This window comes from Cronobacter muytjensii ATCC 51329 (genome assembly GCF_001277195.1).
GTDB lineage: Bacteria > Pseudomonadota > Gammaproteobacteria > Enterobacterales > Enterobacteriaceae > Cronobacter > Cronobacter muytjensii.
Genome location: NZ_CP012268.1, coordinates 3704127 through 3722912 on the forward strand (window position 1 = coordinate 3704127; position 18786 = coordinate 3722912).

Genomic DNA, 18786 nt, shown 5'->3' on the forward strand with positions numbered 1-18786 from the left:
TCCAGGCAACACGCCTGAAAATGATACTACTCGCGGGTCAGGCGGGCGATTTCTTGCGCAAAAAGGGCCACCTGCGGCCAGTCCGTGTAAACCACTTCTTTTGACGTATCCGTTTCGCCGCCGGTCATTTTCATAATCAGGCGAATCATAAAGCGGTCAAACCAGCGGTAACGAGGGTAGCGCAGCGCGCCCGCGAACACGGCGCACTGGTCGGGGTGCCACGGCGAGCTCAGCAGAAACTTGCGGGTGTAGTTGTTGGTCTGGGGGGTACGCTTTTCCGGTTTACGCGCAACGAGGTTGACCGAGAAGAATGCGCCCGGCACCGCGTTAAGCGCCTGCTGATGCTTTTTCACAAACGCGTCCAGCGTCGGATGAAAATGCCCGTAGCGGATCGACGCGCCAATCACCACCTTCTTATATTGCGCCCAGTCTATCTCTTCGGCGCGGTGCAGGTTCACGACATCCGTCGCCTCGCCCAGCTCCTGTAATTGTGATGCGATATAAAAAGCGATTTCGCGCGTTTGTCCGTCGCGGGTGGAAAACAGAATTAAGGTTTTCACAAGTATCTCCCTGTTATTCGCGCCAGAAGGTCGGGGTAAACAGCACCAGAAGCGTGAACACTTCCAGGCGCCCGAAAAGCATATTGGCGATAAGTATCCATTTAGCGACCGGATTCATACTGGCGAAGTTATCTGCCACCACGCCAAGCCCTGGGCCAAGGTTATTAAGCGTCGCCACGACAGAGGCGAAAGCGGAGAAGTCATCCACACCGGTGGCGATAATCGCCAGCATACTGACCAGAAACACCAGCGCATAGGCCGAGAAGAATCCCCACACCGCTTCGAGGATACGCTCCGGCAGCGCGCGGTTGCCAAGCTTAATGCTGTAGACAGCGTTCGGGTGTACCAGCCTTTTCAGCTCGCGGTTGCCCTGCTTAAAGAGCAACAGAATGCGAATGACCTTTAGCCCGCCGCCGGTAGAGCCGGCACACCCGCCAATGAATGCCGAACAAAGCAGCAGCACAGGCAGGAACAGCGGCCACTTCGCGATGCTGTCGGTGGTAAAGCCCGCCGTCGTCGCCATCGATACCACCTGGAAAAATGCCTGGTTGAGCGTCGTCACCGCCGAGTCGTACGTATCATGAAACCAGAGGACCAGCGTACAGATAAATACCAGCGTCAGTTGTACGCCGATAAACATGCGAAACTCCGGGTCGCGTGAATAGACCTTAAGGCTACGCCCGCTAAGCAGAGAAAAGTGCAGCCCGTAGTTACAGCCGGAGATAAGCAGAAAGATAGCAATAATGGTGTTGATGGTGGGGCTGTTGAAATACCCCACGCTCGCGTCATGGGTGGAAAACCCGCCGATGGCGATGGTGGCGAAGCTATGGCCGATGGCGTCAAACGCGGGCATACCGGCAAACCACAGCGCCAGCGCGCACGCGACCGTCAGCAACACATAAATCAGCCACAGCGTCTTGGCCGTTTCGGCGATACGCGGGCGCATCTTATTGTCTTTCAGCGGGCCGGGCATTTCAGCGCGATAGAGCTGCATCCCGCCCACACCCAGAATCGGCAGAATCGCCACTGCCAGCACGATGATCCCCATCCCGCCGAACCACTGTAGCATCTGACGATAGAACAGAATGGCATGCGGCAGCGAATCAAGGCCCACCAGCGTCGTAGCACCGGTCGTCGTCAGCCCGGAGAAGGATTCAAAAAAGGCGTCGGTAATGGTGAGATTAGGCCGTTCGGAGAAAATAAACGGTAATGCCCCGACGCTGCCCAGCACCGTCCAGAACAGCACCACGATAAGAAAGCCTTCGCGCGATTTCAGCTCGCGCTTCTGATGACGATTCGGCCACCAGAGCGCCGCGCCAATCGCCAGAGCGACAAAAAAAGTTTGCGTAAAAGCGCGTCCCGCACCGTCGCGGTATAACAGGGCCACCAGGCCGGGAATAATCATCGTCCCGGAAAACAGGATAACCAACAGACCAACGATTCGGGTAATGGCGCGAAAATGCATCTGCCGTTTCCTTTGGAATCAAAAATGAAGGGGAGGATTATTATTCAACCGACAACAAATGCAATGCGCCACGGCTAAAGTCGGCGAGCTTTGCTGAAAAAGCCGTCACCTGCGACGGCGCCAGCGCCACCCTGAGCGCCACGTTCGCCTGGAAATCACTCTGCACGACCCGGCCATTAAACTGAGCGAGCAGCGTTTCCACGCCCGCGAGCTGCGCGTAATCACACAGCAAAGTATATTCCCTCATCGGCACTTTGAGCGTGGTCGTAAGCTGCGCCAGCGCCTGTTGTACGCCGCCGCCATAGGCTTTTACCAGCCCGCCGGTACCAAGTTTAACGCCGCCGAAATAGCGCACCACCACGGCGGTCACTTCCCCGACGCCGCCACCCATCAGCTGCGCCAGCATCGGTTTCCCGGCGGTACCCGCCGGTTCGCCGTCGTCCGAGAACCCCAGTTGCTGAGAATCATCGGGCGCGCCCGCAACCCAGGCCTGACAATAATGCCGGGCGTCCGGATAGTCGACGCGCGCCTGCGCGACAAACGCCTTTGCCGCCTCCACGCCCTCGGTATGCCCGAGCAGCGTGATAAAGCGGCTCTTTTTGATCTCTTCTGTAAAGATCACCGGCGCGGCCGGAACCAGCCAGCTCTCCATCAGGCCAGCTTCAGGTCCCGGGTCATGTTTTCCACGCCATGCTCGTGGATAATCACGTTGTCTTCGATGCGAATGCCGCCAAACGGTTTCAGCGCTTCAATTTTCTGCCAGTTGAAGTGTTTGCTGAACTCGCCTTCGCGCCACGGCGCCAGCAGCGATTCGATAAAGTAAATCCCCGGCTCAATCGTCAGCACCATACGCGGCTGCAACACGCGCGTGCATCGCAGATACGGATATTTCCCCGGCGCCGCCAGATGCGTGCCGGTATCGTCCTGCATAAAGCCCGCGACGTCATGCACCTGTAAGCCCAGCGGATGCCCGATGCCGTGTGGCATAAACGGCCCCGTAATGTCTGCCTCCACCATCGCCTCTTCGCTGATGTCGGTAACAATCTGGTGGCGGCGCAGCAGCTTCGCGATGCGCTGATGGAACTGGATATGGTAATCAATGTAGCTGACGCCCGCTTTCATGGTGCCAATCAGCGCCAGTTGCTCTTCATTAACGTCTTTAATGAGGGCAGCGAAATCGTTGTCGCTGTCAGCAGCCCAGGTGCGGGTTAAATCTGCCGCGTAGCCGTTATATTCCGCGCCCGCATCCAGCAGGAAGCTGCGCATTTCAGACGGCGCGCGGTGATCGAGACGGGTGTAATGCAGCACGGCGGCGTGTTCATTCAGCGCCACGATATTACTGTAAGGCACGTCGGTATCACGATGGCCGGTCGCGGTCAGGTACGCCAGATTGATATCAAACTCGCTCATCCCCGAAAGAAACGCTTCATGCGCGGCGCGATGACCGTTAACTGCCGTTTTCTGCGCTTCACGCATGCAGGCCAGTTCATAGTCCGTCTTATACGCACGCCAGAAATGCAGGTAGTCGATAACACCTTTCGGGTTCACTTTATCCGCCGGGATATCGAGCTTCAGCGCACGCTCCGGCACCGGACCGATATAGGCGATATTACCGCGTGCGGCTGGCAGCTGACCGCCAATCTCATCGGCTTTCGGCAGCGCGATAATATCAATCTCTTCTGTCCAGAACGCGTTCGGCAGCGGCTCCACGTTATGCCAGTAATCCACCGGCAGATAAAACCACAGCTTCGGCTTATTAACGCCGTCCACCAGCAGCCAGCAGTTCGGCACCTGAGTCACCGGCACCCACGCCTTAAACTGCGGGTTCACCTTAAACGGATAAGCGTGATCGTCCAGAAAGACATTAAACAACTCCCCGGAGTGGATAAGCAGCGCGTCCAGATTAAAACGGGCGAGAACGTTGCGGGTACGCTCCTGGAGCGTATCGAGATGATTTTTATAGAGGGTGGTCAGCGAATCCATACTTTACCTTTAAAGTTTGAGCTCTCAACCCAGGCATCTTAGCACACCGGTCTGTCACCCGAGCGTTTTCCACCATCCGTGATCGTGTTTGCAAATATTTAAACAGTAATTTGCATTTCATTAACATCAACTCCACACTCCGCTTCATCTGGTACGACCAGATCCCCTTGCTGGATTCAGGAGACCGACATGCTCTACAAAGGCGACACCCTGTACCTTAACTGGCTGGAAGACGGCATTGCCGAACTGGTGTTCGATGCCCCCGGCTCGGTGAATAAGCTCGATACCGCGACCGTGGCAAGCCTTGGCCACGCGCTGGAAGTGCTGGAAAAAGAACCTCGTCTGAAAGCCCTGCTGCTGCGCTCGAAAAAAGCCGCGTTTATCGTCGGGGCCGACATTACCGAATTCCTCTCGCTGTTCCAGGTGCCCGCTGAGCAACTGAGCCAGTGGCTGCACTTCGCCAACAGCGTGTTTAACCGTCTTGAAGATTTGCCGGTGCCGACGCTCTCCGCCATCAACGGCTACGCCCTGGGCGGCGGCTGCGAATGCGTGCTGGCGACCGATTTCCGTCTCGCCACGCCGGATGCCCGTATCGGGCTGCCGGAGACGAAACTTGGCATCATGCCGGGCTTTGGCGGCTCTGTACGTCTGCCCCGCCTGCTGGGTGCCGACAGCGCGCTGGAAATTATCGCCGCCGGTAAAGACATCACCGCCGACGCCGCGCTGAAAGTGGGCCTGGTGGACGCCGTCGTGAAACCGGAAAAACTGGTTGAAGGCGCGCTGCGCATGCTGCGTCAGGCCATCGACGGCGATCTCGACTGGCAGGCCAGACGCCAGCCGAAACTCGAACCGCTGCGCTTAAGCAAAATCGAAGCCGCCATGAGCTTTACTATCGCCAAAGGCATGGTCATGCAGACCGCCGGTAAACATTACCCGGCACCGATGACAGCGGTGAAAACCATTGAAGCCGCTGCCGGTATGGGGCGCGACGACGCCCTGGCGCTGGAAAATAACAGCTTTGTTCCGCTGGCGCGCTCCAGCGAAGCGCGCGCGCTGGTCGGCATCTTCTTAAACGATCAGTACGTCAAAGGGCTGGCGAAAAAGCAGACCAGAGAAACAGAGACGCCAAAACAAGCGGCCGTTCTCGGGGCTGGCATCATGGGCGGCGGCATCGCTTACCAGTCTGCCTGGAAAGGCGTGCCGGTCATCATGAAAGATATAAATGAAAAATCGCTGGCGCTCGGCATCAGCGAAGCCAGTAAACTGCTGAACAAACAGCTGGAGCGCGGCAAAATTGACGGGCTGAAGCTCGCGAGCGTGATAGCGACTATCCACCCGACGCTGGATTACGCAGGCTTCGGGCGCGCCGATGTCGTCGTCGAGGCCGTGGTCGAAAACCCGAAAGTCAAAAAAGCGGTACTGGCGGAAACCGAAGATCAGGTGCGCCCGGACACCGTACTCGCCTCCAATACCTCCACCATTCCTATCAGCGAACTGGCGAGCGTCCTTAAGCGTCCGGAAAACTTCTGCGGCATGCACTTCTTTAACCCGGTTCACCGTATGCCGCTGGTTGAAGTGATCCGTGGCGAAAAAACCTCTGACGACACCATTGCGAAAGTCGTCGCCTGGGCGAGCAAAATGGGTAAAACGCCGATTGTGGTTAACGACTGCCCCGGCTTTTTCGTTAACCGCGTGCTGTTCCCCTACTTCGCGGGTTTCAGCCAGCTGCTGCGCGACGGCGCGGATTTCCGCCAGATCGATAAAGTTATGGAAAAACAGTTCGGCTGGCCGATGGGCCCGGCGTATCTGCTGGACGTTGTCGGCATCGATACCGCGCACCACGCTCAGGCAGTGATGGCGGCGGGCTTCCCGGAAAGAATGCAGAAAGATTACCGCGACGCCATCGACGCGCTGTTTGACGCAGGCCGTTTCGGGCAGAAAAACGGTAAAGGATTCTACGCCTATAAAGAAGACAGCAAAGGCAAGCCGCGCAAAGAGCAGGACGATGCCGTCGACAGCCTGCTGGCGGAAGTGAGTCAGCCGAAACGCGCGTTCAGCGATGAAGAGATCGTGGCGCGCATGATGATCCCGATGGTCAACGAAGTGGTGCGCTGCCTGGAAGAAGGCATTATCGCAAGCCCGGCGGAGGCCGATATGGCGCTGGTCTATGGTCTCGGTTTCCCGCCGTTCCACGGCGGCGCGTTCCGCTGGCTCGACACCCAGGGCAGCGCGAAATATGTCGATATGGCGCAGCGCTATCAGCATCTGGGGCCGCTGTATGAAGCGCCTGCGGGGCTTCGCGACAAAGCGAGCCACAACGCGCCCTATTATCCCCAGGTTGAACCCGCCCAACCGGTGGGCGACCTGCAAACGGCTTAAGGAGTGACGAATGGAAAAGGTTGTAATTGTTGATGCTATCCGCACCCCGATGGGCCGCTCCAAAGGCGGCGCGTTCCGTCAGGTACGCGCGGAAGATCTCTCCGCGCACCTGATGCGCAGCCTGCTGTCGCGCAACCCGGCGCTGGACGCGAATGCTATTGACGACATCTACTGGGGCTGCGTACAGCAGACGCTGGAGCAGGGTTTTAACATCGCCCGCAACGCGGCGCTGCTGGCGGAAATTCCACACCGCGTACCGGCGGTGACGGTAAACCGCCTGTGCGGCTCGTCGATGCAGGCGCTGCATGACGCCGCGCGGATGATCATGACCGGCGACGCCAGCGTCTGCCTCGTGGGCGGCGTGGAGCACATGGGCCATGTGCCGATGAACCACGGCGTCGATTTTCATCCCGGCTTAAGCCGCAATGTGGCGAAAGCGGCAGGCATGATGGGGCTGACGGCAGAAATGCTCTCGCGCATGCACGGTATCAGCCGTGAAATGCAGGACGCCTTCGCTGCCCGCTCGCATCAGCGCGCCTGGGCGGCTACGCAGGCCGGGCATTTCAAAAATGAAATCCTCCCCACCAGCGGTCATGACGCAGACGGCGTGCTGAAACGCTATGACTTTGACGAAGTGATCCGCCCGGAGACCACGGCCGAAGGGCTGTCGCAGTTGAAGCCGGCCTTTGATCCGGCTAATGGCACCGTGACGGCAGGCACCTCGTCGGCGCTTTCCGATGGTGCGGCGGCAATGCTGGTGATGAGCGAGTCGCGCGCCCGTGAACTTGGCCTGACGCCGCGCGCCCGTATTCGTTCTATGGCGGTGGTGGGCTGCGATCCCTCCATTATGGGTTATGGCCCGGTGCCTGCCTCAAAGCTGGCGCTGAAAAAAGCCGGACTGACCGCGAGCGATATCGATCTTTTTGAGATGAACGAAGCCTTTGCCGCGCAGATCCTGCCTTGTATTAAAGATCTGGGTCTGATGGAGCAGATAGATGAGAAGATCAACCTTAACGGCGGCGCGATCGCGCTCGGTCACCCGCTCGGCTGCTCTGGCGCGCGCATCAGCACCACGCTTATCAACCTGATGGAGCGCCGCGACGCACAGCTCGGCCTCGCCACCATGTGTATCGGCCTCGGCCAGGGAATTGCGACGGTGTTTGAGCGGGTGTGAGATAGCCAACGCCGCCATAGTAAGCAAGCGCGAAGAGAGCATGATCTCAATGCCGTTGATGTCAGAGCAAGGCGGCAAGTGAACGAATCCCCAGGAGCTTACTGGCGTCAGTGACTGGGGTAAGTGAACGCCGCCAACGCCGCCATAGTAGCAAGCGCGAAGAGAGCGTGCTCTCAATGCCGTTGATGTCAGAGCAAGGCGGCAAGTGAACGAATCCCCAGGAGCTTACTGACGTAAGTGACTGGGGTAAGTGAACGCCGCCAACGCCGCTATGGCATCAACGGCGAAGAGAGAAAAGTTTAGTTGCCGTTCTTCCCGCCTGTCAGGGGCGGGTTTTTTATTTGCCGCGTTTGTGCCAGGCTCTTTTATCGCTCTCCATGCTTCAGGGAAAATTATGAAAGGATGCTTTATCTGCGCGCCCCTTGCCGCTGCGCTGTTTTTTACGGTTCCCGCCCAGGCGCAGCAGTCTGAAGAGACGCTGGCGCAGCGCTGTCTGGCGTCGCTTATCGACGCGTCGCAAAACCATACCTGGATGCACCAGGTTCTGAATGAGTCTCGCATTGTGCCGGGAAGCGTCGTGGTGGAGCGGTATGACGAAAACGTGGGGCAACAGCATATCGCGACGCAGCTCACCGCAAAGCTTGACCATCCGGCGCGCAAAAATATTACGCTGCTTTGCCTGCTGGAAAACGATCAACCGTTGTATGTGTGGTCAGGGAAGGAGCTTACCGCCAGCCCTTAAGATGCCGGGCTGGCGTCATCAATCAGCGGCTCAGATAAACGCGAAGGCGTCGCCGAACAGGCGGTCTTCACGCGCGCCGCGTTCGTTGCAGAAGAGGTCACGGGCGATTTTCGCCATCTCGAAACGTCCGGCAATATAGATGTCATGCCCGGCAAGCGTGCCGAAATCCTGCATTACCGCCGTCAGTACGGTGCCGCTGCGGCCGCGCCACGTCTCATCAGGTTGCTCGACAACGGGCACAATGTTGAGATTCGGATGGTCGACGGACAGCGCTTCCAGCTCCGCCAGATCGTACAGGTGTTTCTCTTCGCGCCCGCCCCAGTAAATGGTGATATCGCGATTCGGATTGCGAGCCAGCGCTGTCAGCAGAATTGAGCGGGCGTAAGAAAAGCCCGTGCCGCCTGCGATTAAAATCAGCGGGCGCTCTTCATCATCGCGCAGCCACGCCTCGCCATGCGGAATATCGACCACGATTTCACGCTCTTTGAGGATGCGGTCCATCACCGCCATCGCATAGAGGTTAAGTTCCGACGCGCCGATATGCAGTTCGATAAAGCCCTGCTCATCCGGCGTGGAGGCCATAGAAAAAGGGCGCTTGTCCCGCTCATCCATTACCACCATCAGGTACTGACCTGCGCGAAACGAAAAGGCCGCTTCCGGCACCAAACGAACGCGATAAACGGTATCCGTGATGGCTTCTACCGAGGTCACTTTACAGCTTAAGGTTGTCATGCGTTCCCTCTGTCGGGTCAATAATGCAACTGCAACGGCGGCGCGTCAGGCGCCTTTTCCGTCATGAAAAATGGCGAGTTCATCCCAGATGGCGTCGATACGCGCCGTCACTTCGGGATCTTTCTTGATGGGTCTGCCCCACTCGCGTTGGGTTTCGCCCGGCCATTTGTTGGTGGCGTCGAGCCCCATTTTGGAGCCGAGACCGGATACCGGCGAGGCGAAATCCAGATAATCGATCGGCGTGTTCTCCACCATCACCGTGTCGCGCGCCGGGTCCATACGGGTAGTAATCGCCCAGATAACGTCGTTCCAGTCGCGCGCGTTCACGTCATCATCGCAAACGATGACAAACTTGGTATACATAAACTGACGCAGGAACGACCAGACGCCCATCATTACGCGCTTCGCGTGGCCCGCGTACTGCTTGCGCATCGTTACTACGGCGAGGCGATAAGAGCACCCTTCCGGCGGAAGATAAAAATCCACGATTTCCGGGAACTGCTTTTGCAGAATCGGCACCAGAACTTCATTCAGCGCCACGCCAAGCACGGCCGGTTCATCAGGCGGACGGCCGGTATACGTCGAGTGATAAATCGCATCTTCGCGCTGCGTCACATGCGTCACGGTGAAAACCGGGAAATTATCAATCTCATTATAGTAACCCGTGTGGTCGCCATACGGCCCTTCCGGTGCCATTTCGCCCGGTTCGATATACCCTTCCAGCACGATCTCCGCGCTGGCCGGAATCTCCAGATCGTTTGACAGGCACTTCACCACTTCGGTTTTGGTGCCGCGCAGCAGACCGGCGAAGGCGTATTCAGAGAGTGTATCCGGCACCGGCGTCACCGCGCCCAGAATGGTGGCCGGGTCAGCGCCCAGCGCCACGGCAACCGGGAAACGCTCGCCGGGATGCGCCTGACACCACTCCTGAAAATCGAGCGCGCCGCCGCGATGCGAAAGCCAGCGCATAATCAGTTTGTTTTTGCCAATTAACTGCTGGCGATAAATGCCGAGATTCTGACGCTCTTTATGCGGCCCGCGCGTTACCGTCAGGCCCCAGGTGATGAGCGGCGCAGCATCATCTGGCCAGCACTGCATAATGGGGATCCGGTTCAGATCGACCTCATCGCCCTGCCACACCTTCTGCTGACACGGCGCGTTACGCAACCGCTTCGTCGGCATATTCAGCACCTGCTTAAACTGCGGCAGCTTATCAAAGAGATCGCGAAAACCGCGCGGCGGCTCCGGCTCTTTCAGAAAGGCCAGCAGCTTGCCGACTTCACGCAGCGCGGAGACATCATCCTGCCCCATGCCCATCGCCACGCGTTTTGGCGTGCCGAACAGGTTGCAGAGCACCGGCATGGTATGGCCTTTGGGATTTTCAAACAGCAGCGCCGGACCGCCCGCGCGCAGGGTGCGGTCGGCGATTTCCGTCATCTCCAGATAAGGATCGACAGGCAATGTAATGCGCTTGAGTTCGCCTTGCTGCTCCAGCAGCGCCAGAAATTCGCGTAGGTCGTGGTATTTCATGCAGTTATTCGTGGCTTTAAAATAAGCTTTTTATTATACGGTGTTCGCCGCAGGCATGCCGTAATTTTGTTAAATTAACGTGAATCATCACCACAGGCTATAGCACAGCGCGGTATAATGCCCTTAGCGATCCTGAGGTGGTTTTGTTATGCTGGCGCGTCCGGCCATGTAAGAAGAGTCATTATGCAATCCTGGTATTTACTGTACTGTAAACGCGGGCAACTTCAGCGCGCCAAAGAGCACCTTGAACGACAGTCGGTGAACTGCCTTACGCCAATGATAACGCTCGAAAAAATGGTACGTGGCAGACGCACGTCCGTCAGCGAGCCGCTGTTCCCCAATTACCTTTTCGTCCGGTTCGATCCGGAAGATATCCACACCACTACGGTCAGCTCTACGCGCGGCGTCAGCCATTTTGTTCGCTTTGGCTCAAGCCCGGCGGTGGTGCCGCAAACCGTTATCGAACAGTTGCTCGACTGGCAGCCGGAGAACGTGACCGATCCGGACACGCCGCATACCGGCGATATGGTGGTGATTACCGAAGGCGCGTTTGAAGGGTTACAGGCGATTTTTACCGAGCCCGATGGCGAAGCCCGTTCCATGCTGCTGTTGAATTTGCTGAATAAGCAGGTGCTGCAGAGCGTGAAGAATACCGAATTCCGTAAAGTCTGACGCGAGACTGGCGGCGCCGTAACGCCGCCTGCGATTAATGTGCCGCTTCGCCAATAACACCGCCCGCACCCGCGCCAACCGCCGCGCCTTTTAAAACGCTTTTTCCGGTTGCCGCCGCCACACCTGCGCCCACCACCGCGCCCGCGACGCCGCCTTTGCGCGCAGCTTTGCCTTTATCGCCTTTTTTCAGCATCGCGCCGGTGCCTGCGCCAATGATGGCTCCACCCGCTGCGCTTTTGACATCTTTGCCAGCGATAGCGCCCGCGGTGGCGCCAAGCACCGCGCCGGTCGCGGTTTTATCCATCGCCATGACGGGCCCGCCCGCCAGCAGCATCAACACTACGACTGTTGTCGTTACCTTTCTCATTAACATCCCTCGCGTCTGAAAACAGGGAAAATCCCTGGCGGGAAGCTTATCACCGGGCTTTCAGGAGGTGATGTCTCAACCGCGTGCAAAAATCCACACTCAGTGGGATTCTGATAACCGCCTTACGCAGGCGACGAGCTTTTCAGAAACAGACGGGCCGCGTTTGCGTCAGTGGTCGCCTCCAGCCACGCCGGATCTTCGCCGCGCCACTGCGCGACGCGTGAGAGGATATGAGGCAACCAGCATGGCTCGTTGCGGCGCGACGCAGGTTTTGGCGTGAGATCGCGCGGCAGCAGATAAGGCGCGTCGGTCTCCAGCAGCAGGCGGTCGGCCGGGATCACAGGCAGCAGCGCGCGCAGTTCGAGCCCGCGGCGCTCGTCGCATACCCAGCCGGTAATGCCCAGATACAGACCGCGCGCCAGGCACTCCCGCGCCTCCTGTTCGCTGCCGGTAAAGCAGTGCAGCACCGCGCCCGGCAGTTTATCCAGCCACGGATCCAGCAGCGCCAGAAAACGCGCATGCGCATCGCGACAATGTAAAAACACCGGCAGCGCCAGTTCCGCCGCCAGCCGCAGCTGTTCGGTAAAGGCATGCTCCTGCTGTGCGGGCGTTGAAAAGTTCCGGTTGAAATCGAGCCCGCACTCGCCGATGGCAACCACCTGCGCCTCACCTGCCAGTGCCCGCAGCCGTGCTGCGCTCTCATCATTCCAGGTGCTGGCGTCATGCGGGTGAACGCCAGCTGTTGCCCGGCAGCCTTCATAGCGTCTGGCGAACTCGCAGGCGCGCTCGCTCTCATCAAGCGAGGTGCCGGTAAACAGCATGTGGTCGACGCCCGCCGCCCGGGCGCGGGCCATCATCGCATCCCTGTCATGGTCAAACTGAGAGCTGGTAATATTCAGGCCAATATCAAACATTGCGCTTTCCATATGAAAACCGCCCTGGCGGGCGGTTTGGTTATTCTTCAGCTTCTTCTTCAGCATCTGCCTCGCGCGGACGCCGTTTACCGACGTAGAAGCGCGAGAAGAAAATCCCGACTTCAAACAGACAGTACATGGGTATCGCCAGTAGCGTTTGCGAGAAAACATCCGGCGGAGTGAGCAGCATCCCGACGACAAACGCGCCGACCAGAACATAGGGGCGTTTCTCTCGCAGATCCTGCGGTGTCGTGACGCCCATCCAGCACAGCAGCACAATCGCGACCGGTACTTCAAACGACACGCCGAACGCCATAAACAGCGCCATGACGAAATCGAGATAGCTGGTGATATCGGTCGATACCACCACCCCAACGGGCGCGGTTTTGGTCAAAAAGCCGAACGCCAGCGGGAACACGACAAAGTAGGCAAATGCCATGCCGATATAAAACAGCAGCGTACTGGAGACTAGCAACGGTATGATTAACCGGCGCTCATGCTTGTACAACGCCGGAGCGACAAACGCCCAGACCTGGTACAGGATAACCGGCGCGGAGAGGATCACCGACACCATCATGGTCAGCTTGATAGGCGTAAAGAACGGCGACGCCACATCGGTGGCAATCATGCTGGCGCCATGCGGCATCTGGCTGATAAGCGGGGCCGAAACCAGTTGGTAAATGTCGTTGGCGAAATAGACCAGCGCCAGAAAAATCAGCAGCACCGCGATAATGCAGTTCAGCAGCCGCTTGCGCAGTTCAATCAGATGACTGATTAGGGGTTGGGTATCTTCAACTGCCATGTCAGGATTTATCACTCACGGTAGAGACGGCTTCAGGCTTGCGCATGCCACCGGGCGCAGCGTCAGCGTTTTTCCCGGTGTCAGGGTGTACAGATTCCGCAGGGGAAGGCTGCGCTGCCACATCAGGCGTTGCCGTGTGCGGTTCATCCTGCCCCGGTTTCTGTGCGGGCGACTGGGCCTGATGCTCGGCCCTGGCCGGCGTCACGCCCTGATGTTCAGCCTCATTGCCTTTAACCAGCGGGTTGTGGATCGTGTGGGCTTCGTCGCTCGCTTTTTCAGGATCGTTAACGTTGTAAGACCGCTTCATGGATTCCGCCGCCTCGCGCAGTTCGTCCATAGAGGCTTTCAGCTCCGGCGTCAGGTTATCAATGCTCGCCTTTTCCACTTTCTTCAGGCTTTCCTGAAACTCCTGAAGCTTTAGCTCCTGAGTCAGTTCGTTCTGCACGGTGGTCGCAAGCGATCGCAGCGCGCGCACCCAGCCTGCGACAGTCCGGACAGCCACAGGCAAACGCTGCGGCCCCAGGACGATAAGACCGATAACAAAAACCAGCAGCAGTTCGCCAAAACCAATATCAAACACGGATTACACCTGCTCTTTATCACGTTTTTTGGCGTCGTCAGGGTTGACGTCGCTTTTGGTTTCGCTGATGCGTTTATCCTGCTCTGAAGGCGCGGTGAAATCCGCATCCTGACTCTGTTTCTGTTTATCGTCATCACCCATCGCTTTTTTAAAGCCTTTGATGGATTCACCGAGATCGGAGCCCAGCGAGCGTAACTTTTTGGTGCCGAAAAGCAGAACAACCAGAACAGCGATAATCAATAACTGCCAGATACTGATGCCACCCATACATTTCCTCAGTTACCAGTGATAATGGTATTCATCAGGCCACAGTATACCTGTGGCCGTTACATAACAATGCCTGCTAGTCGGTGCGCCGCCAGCCGATAAGCCAGACGAGGATCCCGCCTGCCATCAGCCATCCGGGCGACATCCCCCAGTCAGGCCGGTTGATAAAGAGCAGCGTACCGCTCAGCATCAGCGTAGCGCCGATGCCAAACAGGTACCGCGATTGCCCTTGCTTCACGCGGTGTTCCTGCAGCTCATGGGCAATCTTATCAACACTTTGTTGCAGTTGTTTGCCTTGCCGCAGGCTGTTGTAGACCAGTTCAGGGATCTCCGGGATTTTCTCGGCCCAGAATGGGGCTTTTTCTTTAAAAGAGCGCACCAGCGCCGGGAAGCCCACCTGATCTTTGATCCAGCTTTCGAGAAAAGGTTTCGCCGTTTTCCATAAATCGAGTTGCGGGTAAAGCTGACGCCCCACGCCCTCGATATAAAGCAGCGTTTTTTGCAGCAGCACCAGCTGCGGCTGAACTTCCATATTGAAGCGTCGCGCGGTATTAAACAGGTTCAGCAGCACGTGACCAAACGAGATATCCGCCAGCGGCTTTTCAAAAATCGGCTCACAGACAGTACGAATGGCCGACTCAAACTCTTCAACATTCGTGTCTGGCGGCACCCAGCCGGAATCAACGTGCAGCTCCGCCACGCGGCGGTAGTCGCGGTTGAAGAAAGCGATAAAGTTTTCCGCCAGATAGCGCTTATCTTCTTTATTTAGCGAGCCCACAATACCGCAATCAATACCGATGTATTGCGGGTCATGCGGGTGGTCATGGCTGACAAAAATATTGCCCGGATGCATGTCGCCGTGGAAGAAGCTGTCGCGGAAGACCTGGGTAAAGAAAACCTGAACGCCGCGCTCGGCGAGCAGCTTCATATCCGTCCCGTTGGCTTCCAGCGCCGCAACGTCATTCACGGGAATGCCATAGATACGCTCCATCACCATCATCGTCGGGCTGCAGTAGTCCGAATAGACTTCCGGAATGTAGAGCATCGGGCTGTTTTCAAAATTACGGCGCAGCTGAATGGCATTGGCCGCCTCGCGCAGCAGGTCAAGCTCATCAAGCAGCGTTTTTTCATACTCGCGCACTACTTCCATCGGCCGCAGACGGCGGCCATCTGGCAGCAGACGCGGCACCCAGCGCGCCAGGCGGTAAATCAGCTTCATGTCCGCTTTGATGACCGGCAGGATATCGGGGCGGATCACTTTGATGACCACCTCTTTGCCGTTCTCTTTCAGACGCGCGGTATGGACCTGGGCGATAGAAGCAGACGCGAGCGGGTTAATGTCGAAGTCATCAAACCAGGCTTCGACGGGGCGATCGCCCATCGCTTTTTCGATCTGCTGCTTCGCCAGTCGGCCATCAAAGGGAGCGACGCGATCCTGCAACAGAGCGAGTTGATCGGCGATAACCGGCGGGAAGAGATCGCGGCGGGTCGAGAGCATCTGACCAAACTTGATCCATACCGGCCCCAGCTCCTGCAATGCCAGCCGCAGCCGCGTACCGAGCTCAAGATCTTTGTGGCGGTTGGGCAGCCAGAACAGCCCGCGACGCCAGACCCGCAGAGGCAGCGTAAGACGCATCCGTGGGATAAGCTCATCCAGACCGTAGCTCAGGAACGTTTTAATGATGAAATAAAGGCGCCGAATTTCACCTGGCGTCATTTGCCCTCCAGTTTATCCAACCGTTTGGTTAATCCTTCCAGGCTGCGCTCAATAGCCGAAATTTCTTCGGCAAACCAGGCGACTTCCAGCGCGCCCGGCGCGACGCGCCACTCTTCGGTAATAGCTTCCGCCAGATATTGCTGGTTGCGCGTGAAGCTTTTTTGCAGCAATTGCCCGCCGCGACGCATCACGCGGCCGATGCCTTCCGCCGCGATATCGCCAACCCACGGCGCCAGTAGCCCGGCGGGGTCAAACTCGGCCATATCCATCAGCGCGACGAAATTCTGCACCACCTGCAAATCGCCCTGCACTTCCAGTTCGCCGCTACGAATAAGCGCGGTTAACTGCTGGCGATCCTGCAGTTTCGGTAATACGGCAAGCCGGGTGATGACGGTACAGTCCGCCTCGCCTTCCCATTTGCTGAGCACATCCAGTTGCTGCTCGCTGAATACCAGCACCAGCGGCGTGGAGAGCTCTTCAAGCGTCACGCGCAGCACCTTGCCCTGCAGACGCTGGCGCGGCGCTTTCAGCGCGCTCTCGCGATACAGGAAGGTGTTCAACGCGCCTTCAATGCCTGCCATCATTAGCGGTGTGAAAGGCATCCGGCACCTCCTCAGAATTTGTAGCCGCGATGCAGCGCTACGATCCCGCCGGTCATGTTGTAGTAGTTAACGTTCTCAAAGCCCGCGTCGTTCATCATCGCTTTCAGAGTTTCCTGATCCGGATGCATGCGGATAGATTCGGCCAGATAACGGTAGCTGCCTGCGTCTTTCGCCACCAGTTCACCGACGCGCGGCAGAATATGGAAAGAGTAGGCGTCATACGCTTTGTTCAGGGGCTCGAACACGGGTTTGGAGAACTCCAGCACCAGCAGACGACCGCCCGGCTTCAGCACGCGGAACATAGAGCGCAGCGCTTTTTCTTTATCGGTGACGTTACGCAGGCCGAAGGAAATTGTGATGCAGTCAAAGGTGTTATCCGGGAACGGCAGCGCTTCCGCGTTGGCCTGGACATACTCAACGTTGCCGACGATGCCGGTGTTACGCAGCTTTTCGCGGCCCATTTTCAGCATGGAATCATTGATATCTGCGAGCACTACTTTGCCGCTCTCGCCGACCAGACGGGAAAATTTGGCGGTCAAATCGCCGGTGCCGCCTGCGAGGTCAAGAACCTTCTGGCCGCGACGCACGCCGCTGCAATCGATAGTGAAGCGCTTCCACAGGCGATGAATGCCAAACGACATCAGGTCGTTCATGACATCATATTTCGCCGCCACGGAGTGGAAGACCTGCGCCACCATATCCGCTTTTTGCTCTTTCGCTACGGTCTGGAAGCCAAAGTGCGTTGTATCTCGTGAATCTTCAACCATCTCAGTGCCTGCTTATCAAGGAAATGTTTGTGAAGTGTAACAGATTGGCCGCAATTGCCCTACGATTCAAGGCGGCATTGCCGCGCCGCTCAGCGCTCGCCCGCAACGCGAAACGCCGCTAAGTGGCTGTTTTCATCTGGAGCCTCAGCAAGCGCATCGGCGTCGGAAAGCGCGAACGCCTCATCTTCCTGCGTCGCCTGTTCGACCAAATCCGGATTAATCTCGCGCTTCACCTCGACGCCCATTCCACGGAACGCCTCCGCCTGGGCGAGCAGATTGCCGCGCCCGGTGGCGAGCTTTTTCATCGCCTGCCGGTAGCTGTCGCTGGCTTTATCGAGGTTCTGACCGATAGCGCTCATGTCATCAATGAAAAGCCGCATTTTGTCGTACAGGCGGCTGGCGCGGTCGGCTATCTGCTGGGCGTTGCGGCTTTGATGCTCATAACGCCAGAGGTTAGAAATAGTGCGCAACGCCACCAGCAGCGTGGTCGGGCTCACCAACATGATATTGTTTTTTAACGCTTCGCTGATGAGCTCCGGCTGTTTGTCGATAGCCAGTAAAAAGGCGGGTTCGACCGGAATAAACATCAGCACGTAATCCAGCGTGCGCAACCCCGGCAGTTGCTGGTAATCCTTGCGGCCCAGCAACCGGATATGGTTACGGATAGCGGCGATATGCTCGTTGATGGCCAACTCGCGGCTGTAGTCATCTTCCGCGTTGAAATAACGCTCATAAGCCACGAGAGTCATCTTGGCGTCAATCACCACATCTTTGCCCTGCGGCAAACGCACTATAACGTCCGGCTGCATGCGGCTGCGGTCGGCAAGCTGAATATTGACCTGGGTTTCATACTCATGTCCTTCGCGCAGACCGGAAGCCTCCAGTACACGGGCGAGCACCACTTCTCCCCAGTTGCCCTGAGCCTTATTGTCGCCTTTTAACGCGCGCGTCAGGTTGATGGCCTCCTGTGCCATTTGCGCATTCAGCTGCTGAAGATTGCGGATTTCGTGAGCAAGCGTATGGCGCTCGCGCGCCTCCTGCCCGAAGCTTTCCTGTACCTGGCGGCGAAAGCCGTCGAGCTGCTCACGCAGCGGCGACAGCAGGCCGTTCAGGCTCTGGCGGTTTTGCTCGTCGACCTGTCGGCGGCTCTGCTCAAAAATGCGGTTGGCAAGATTTTCAAATTGTTCGCTGAGTCGCTGTTCGCTGCTTATCATCTGCCGCAGCTTTTCTTCGGCGTGCACCTGCGTGGCTTCCAGACGGGTGGTGACCTCGCGCAGATCGGATTCCAGCGAGCTGTTGATTTCCCGCAGGTTGCGCAGTTCATTATTGAGAAGCTCGCATTCGTTGCGCCAGTGCTGGTTATGCGCCAGCGCCTCGCGGGCGGCGCTCAGTTCGCCATAAATATCGCGCTGCTCGGCCAGCAGCTCCGCTTTCTGTTGGGCGGTTCGCAGGCCCGACATAAGCCAGCCAACCGCAACGCCCGCCAGCGCGACCACCGCTAATACCAGATATGAAATTTCCACCACGCCTCCT

19 protein-coding genes are annotated in these 18786 nt (G+C 57.7%); 4 read left to right on the top strand and 15 right to left on the bottom strand.

The window, feature by feature from the left end; translation table 11 throughout:
- Positions 1-26: 26 nt before the first annotated feature.
- Genes hemG through pepQ form a run of 4 tightly spaced genes read right to left on the bottom strand, consistent with a single transcriptional unit; the run spans position 27 to position 4008 of the window.
- Positions 27-560 (bottom strand): menaquinone-dependent protoporphyrinogen IX dehydrogenase, encoded by a 534-nt coding sequence (hemG, locus tag AFK63_RS17035; RefSeq protein WP_038865735.1) that lies wholly within the window; start codon positions 558-560, stop codon positions 27-29.
- A gap of 13 nt (positions 561-573) precedes the next feature.
- On the bottom strand, positions 574-2025 hold the full coding sequence (gene trkH / locus AFK63_RS17040; protein ID WP_038865737.1) for a Trk system potassium transporter TrkH: 1452 nt from the start codon (positions 2023-2025) through the stop codon (positions 574-576).
- Positions 2026-2065: 40 nt separating this feature from the next.
- The gene (locus tag AFK63_RS17045; protein ID WP_038865739.1) at positions 2066-2677 is read right to left on the bottom strand and encodes an IMPACT family protein; all 612 of its coding nucleotides are present in this window, start codon (positions 2675-2677) and stop codon (positions 2066-2068) included.
- Positions 2677-4008: a Xaa-Pro dipeptidase gene (gene pepQ, locus AFK63_RS17050; protein ID WP_038865741.1), complete on the bottom strand. Its 1332-nt coding sequence runs from the start codon at positions 4006-4008 to the stop codon at positions 2677-2679. Before pepQ ends, AFK63_RS17045 begins: the two co-directional genes overlap by 1 nt.
- 189 nt (positions 4009-4197) lie before the next feature.
- On the opposite strand from pepQ, the gene fadB reads away from it, so the two are divergent.
- The 3 genes from fadB (at position 4198) to AFK63_RS17065 (ending at position 8303) form a co-directional block, all read left to right on the top strand.
- Entirely contained in the window at positions 4198-6387 is a 2190-nt protein-coding gene (gene fadB, locus AFK63_RS17055) for a fatty acid oxidation complex subunit alpha FadB (protein WP_038865744.1), read from the top strand.
- A 10-nt stretch (positions 6388-6397) separates the two neighbouring features.
- On the top strand, positions 6398-7561 hold the full coding sequence (fadA, locus tag AFK63_RS17060) for an acetyl-CoA C-acyltransferase FadA (protein ID WP_038865746.1): 1164 nt from the start codon (positions 6398-6400) through the stop codon (positions 7559-7561).
- A 394-nt stretch (positions 7562-7955) separates the two neighbouring features.
- On the top strand, positions 7956-8303 hold the full coding sequence (locus tag AFK63_RS17065) for a hypothetical protein (RefSeq protein ID WP_038865754.1): 348 nt from the start codon (positions 7956-7958) through the stop codon (positions 8301-8303).
- Between the two features lie 30 nt (positions 8304-8333).
- On the opposite strand, the gene fre is transcribed toward AFK63_RS17065, so the two are convergent.
- Together fre and ubiD are read right to left on the bottom strand one after the other, a co-directional pair.
- The gene (gene fre / locus AFK63_RS17070) at positions 8334-9035 is read right to left on the bottom strand and encodes an NAD(P)H-flavin reductase (protein ID WP_038865756.1); all 702 of its coding nucleotides are present in this window, start codon (positions 9033-9035) and stop codon (positions 8334-8336) included.
- 45 nt (positions 9036-9080) lie between these two features.
- Positions 9081-10565: a 4-hydroxy-3-polyprenylbenzoate decarboxylase gene (gene ubiD, locus AFK63_RS17075; protein WP_038865758.1), complete on the bottom strand. Its 1485-nt coding sequence runs from the start codon at positions 10563-10565 to the stop codon at positions 9081-9083.
- Between the two features lie 183 nt (positions 10566-10748).
- On the opposite strand from ubiD, the gene rfaH reads away from it, so the two are divergent.
- Positions 10749-11237 (top strand): transcription/translation regulatory transformer protein RfaH, encoded by a 489-nt coding sequence (rfaH, locus tag AFK63_RS17080; RefSeq protein WP_038865761.1) that lies wholly within the window; start codon positions 10749-10751, stop codon positions 11235-11237.
- Positions 11238-11271: 34 nt separating this feature from the next.
- On the opposite strand, the gene AFK63_RS17085 is transcribed toward rfaH, so the two are convergent.
- The 9 genes from AFK63_RS17085 to rmuC all read right to left on the bottom strand — a co-directional run bounded on the left by AFK63_RS17085 (position 11272) and on the right by rmuC (position 18776).
- Positions 11272-11604, bottom strand: coding sequence for a glycine zipper family protein (locus AFK63_RS17085; protein WP_038865763.1), 333 nt, complete (start codon positions 11602-11604; stop codon positions 11272-11274).
- Positions 11605-11726: 122 nt separating this feature from the next.
- The gene (gene tatD, locus AFK63_RS17090) at positions 11727-12518 is read right to left on the bottom strand and encodes a 3'-5' ssDNA/RNA exonuclease TatD (protein WP_038865890.1); all 792 of its coding nucleotides are present in this window, start codon (positions 12516-12518) and stop codon (positions 11727-11729) included.
- Positions 12519-12558: 40 nt separating this feature from the next.
- Positions 12559-13320, bottom strand: a complete 762-nt coding sequence (tatC, locus tag AFK63_RS17095; protein WP_038865765.1) for a Sec-independent protein translocase subunit TatC — start codon at positions 13318-13320, stop codon at positions 12559-12561.
- Between the two features lies 1 nt (position 13321).
- Positions 13322-13900, bottom strand: coding sequence for a Sec-independent protein translocase protein TatB (gene tatB / locus AFK63_RS17100; protein ID WP_038865766.1), 579 nt, complete (start codon positions 13898-13900; stop codon positions 13322-13324).
- Positions 13901-13903: 3 nt separating this feature from the next.
- A complete protein-coding gene (gene tatA / locus AFK63_RS17105; RefSeq protein ID WP_038865767.1) occupies positions 13904-14167 on the bottom strand; it encodes a Sec-independent protein translocase subunit TatA in 264 nt (87 codons plus the stop codon).
- Between the two features lie 76 nt (positions 14168-14243).
- Positions 14244-15884 (bottom strand): ubiquinone biosynthesis regulatory protein kinase UbiB, encoded by a 1641-nt coding sequence (gene ubiB / locus AFK63_RS17110; protein WP_038865768.1) that lies wholly within the window; start codon positions 15882-15884, stop codon positions 14244-14246.
- The gene (ubiJ, locus tag AFK63_RS17115) at positions 15881-16486 is read right to left on the bottom strand and encodes a ubiquinone biosynthesis protein UbiJ (protein WP_038865769.1); all 606 of its coding nucleotides are present in this window, start codon (positions 16484-16486) and stop codon (positions 15881-15883) included. Before ubiJ ends, ubiB begins: the two co-directional genes overlap by 4 nt.
- Before the next feature lie 11 nt (positions 16487-16497).
- On the bottom strand, positions 16498-17253 hold the full coding sequence (gene ubiE / locus AFK63_RS17120; protein WP_038865770.1) for a bifunctional demethylmenaquinone methyltransferase/2-methoxy-6-polyprenyl-1,4-benzoquinol methylase UbiE: 756 nt from the start codon (positions 17251-17253) through the stop codon (positions 16498-16500).
- A gap of 89 nt (positions 17254-17342) precedes the next feature.
- Positions 17343-18776 carry a DNA recombination protein RmuC gene (rmuC, locus tag AFK63_RS17125; protein ID WP_038865771.1) on the bottom strand — a complete coding sequence of 478 codons (1434 nt, stop codon included), beginning with the start codon at positions 18774-18776 and terminating at the stop codon, positions 17343-17345.
- Between the last annotated feature and the right edge of the window lie 10 nt (positions 18777-18786).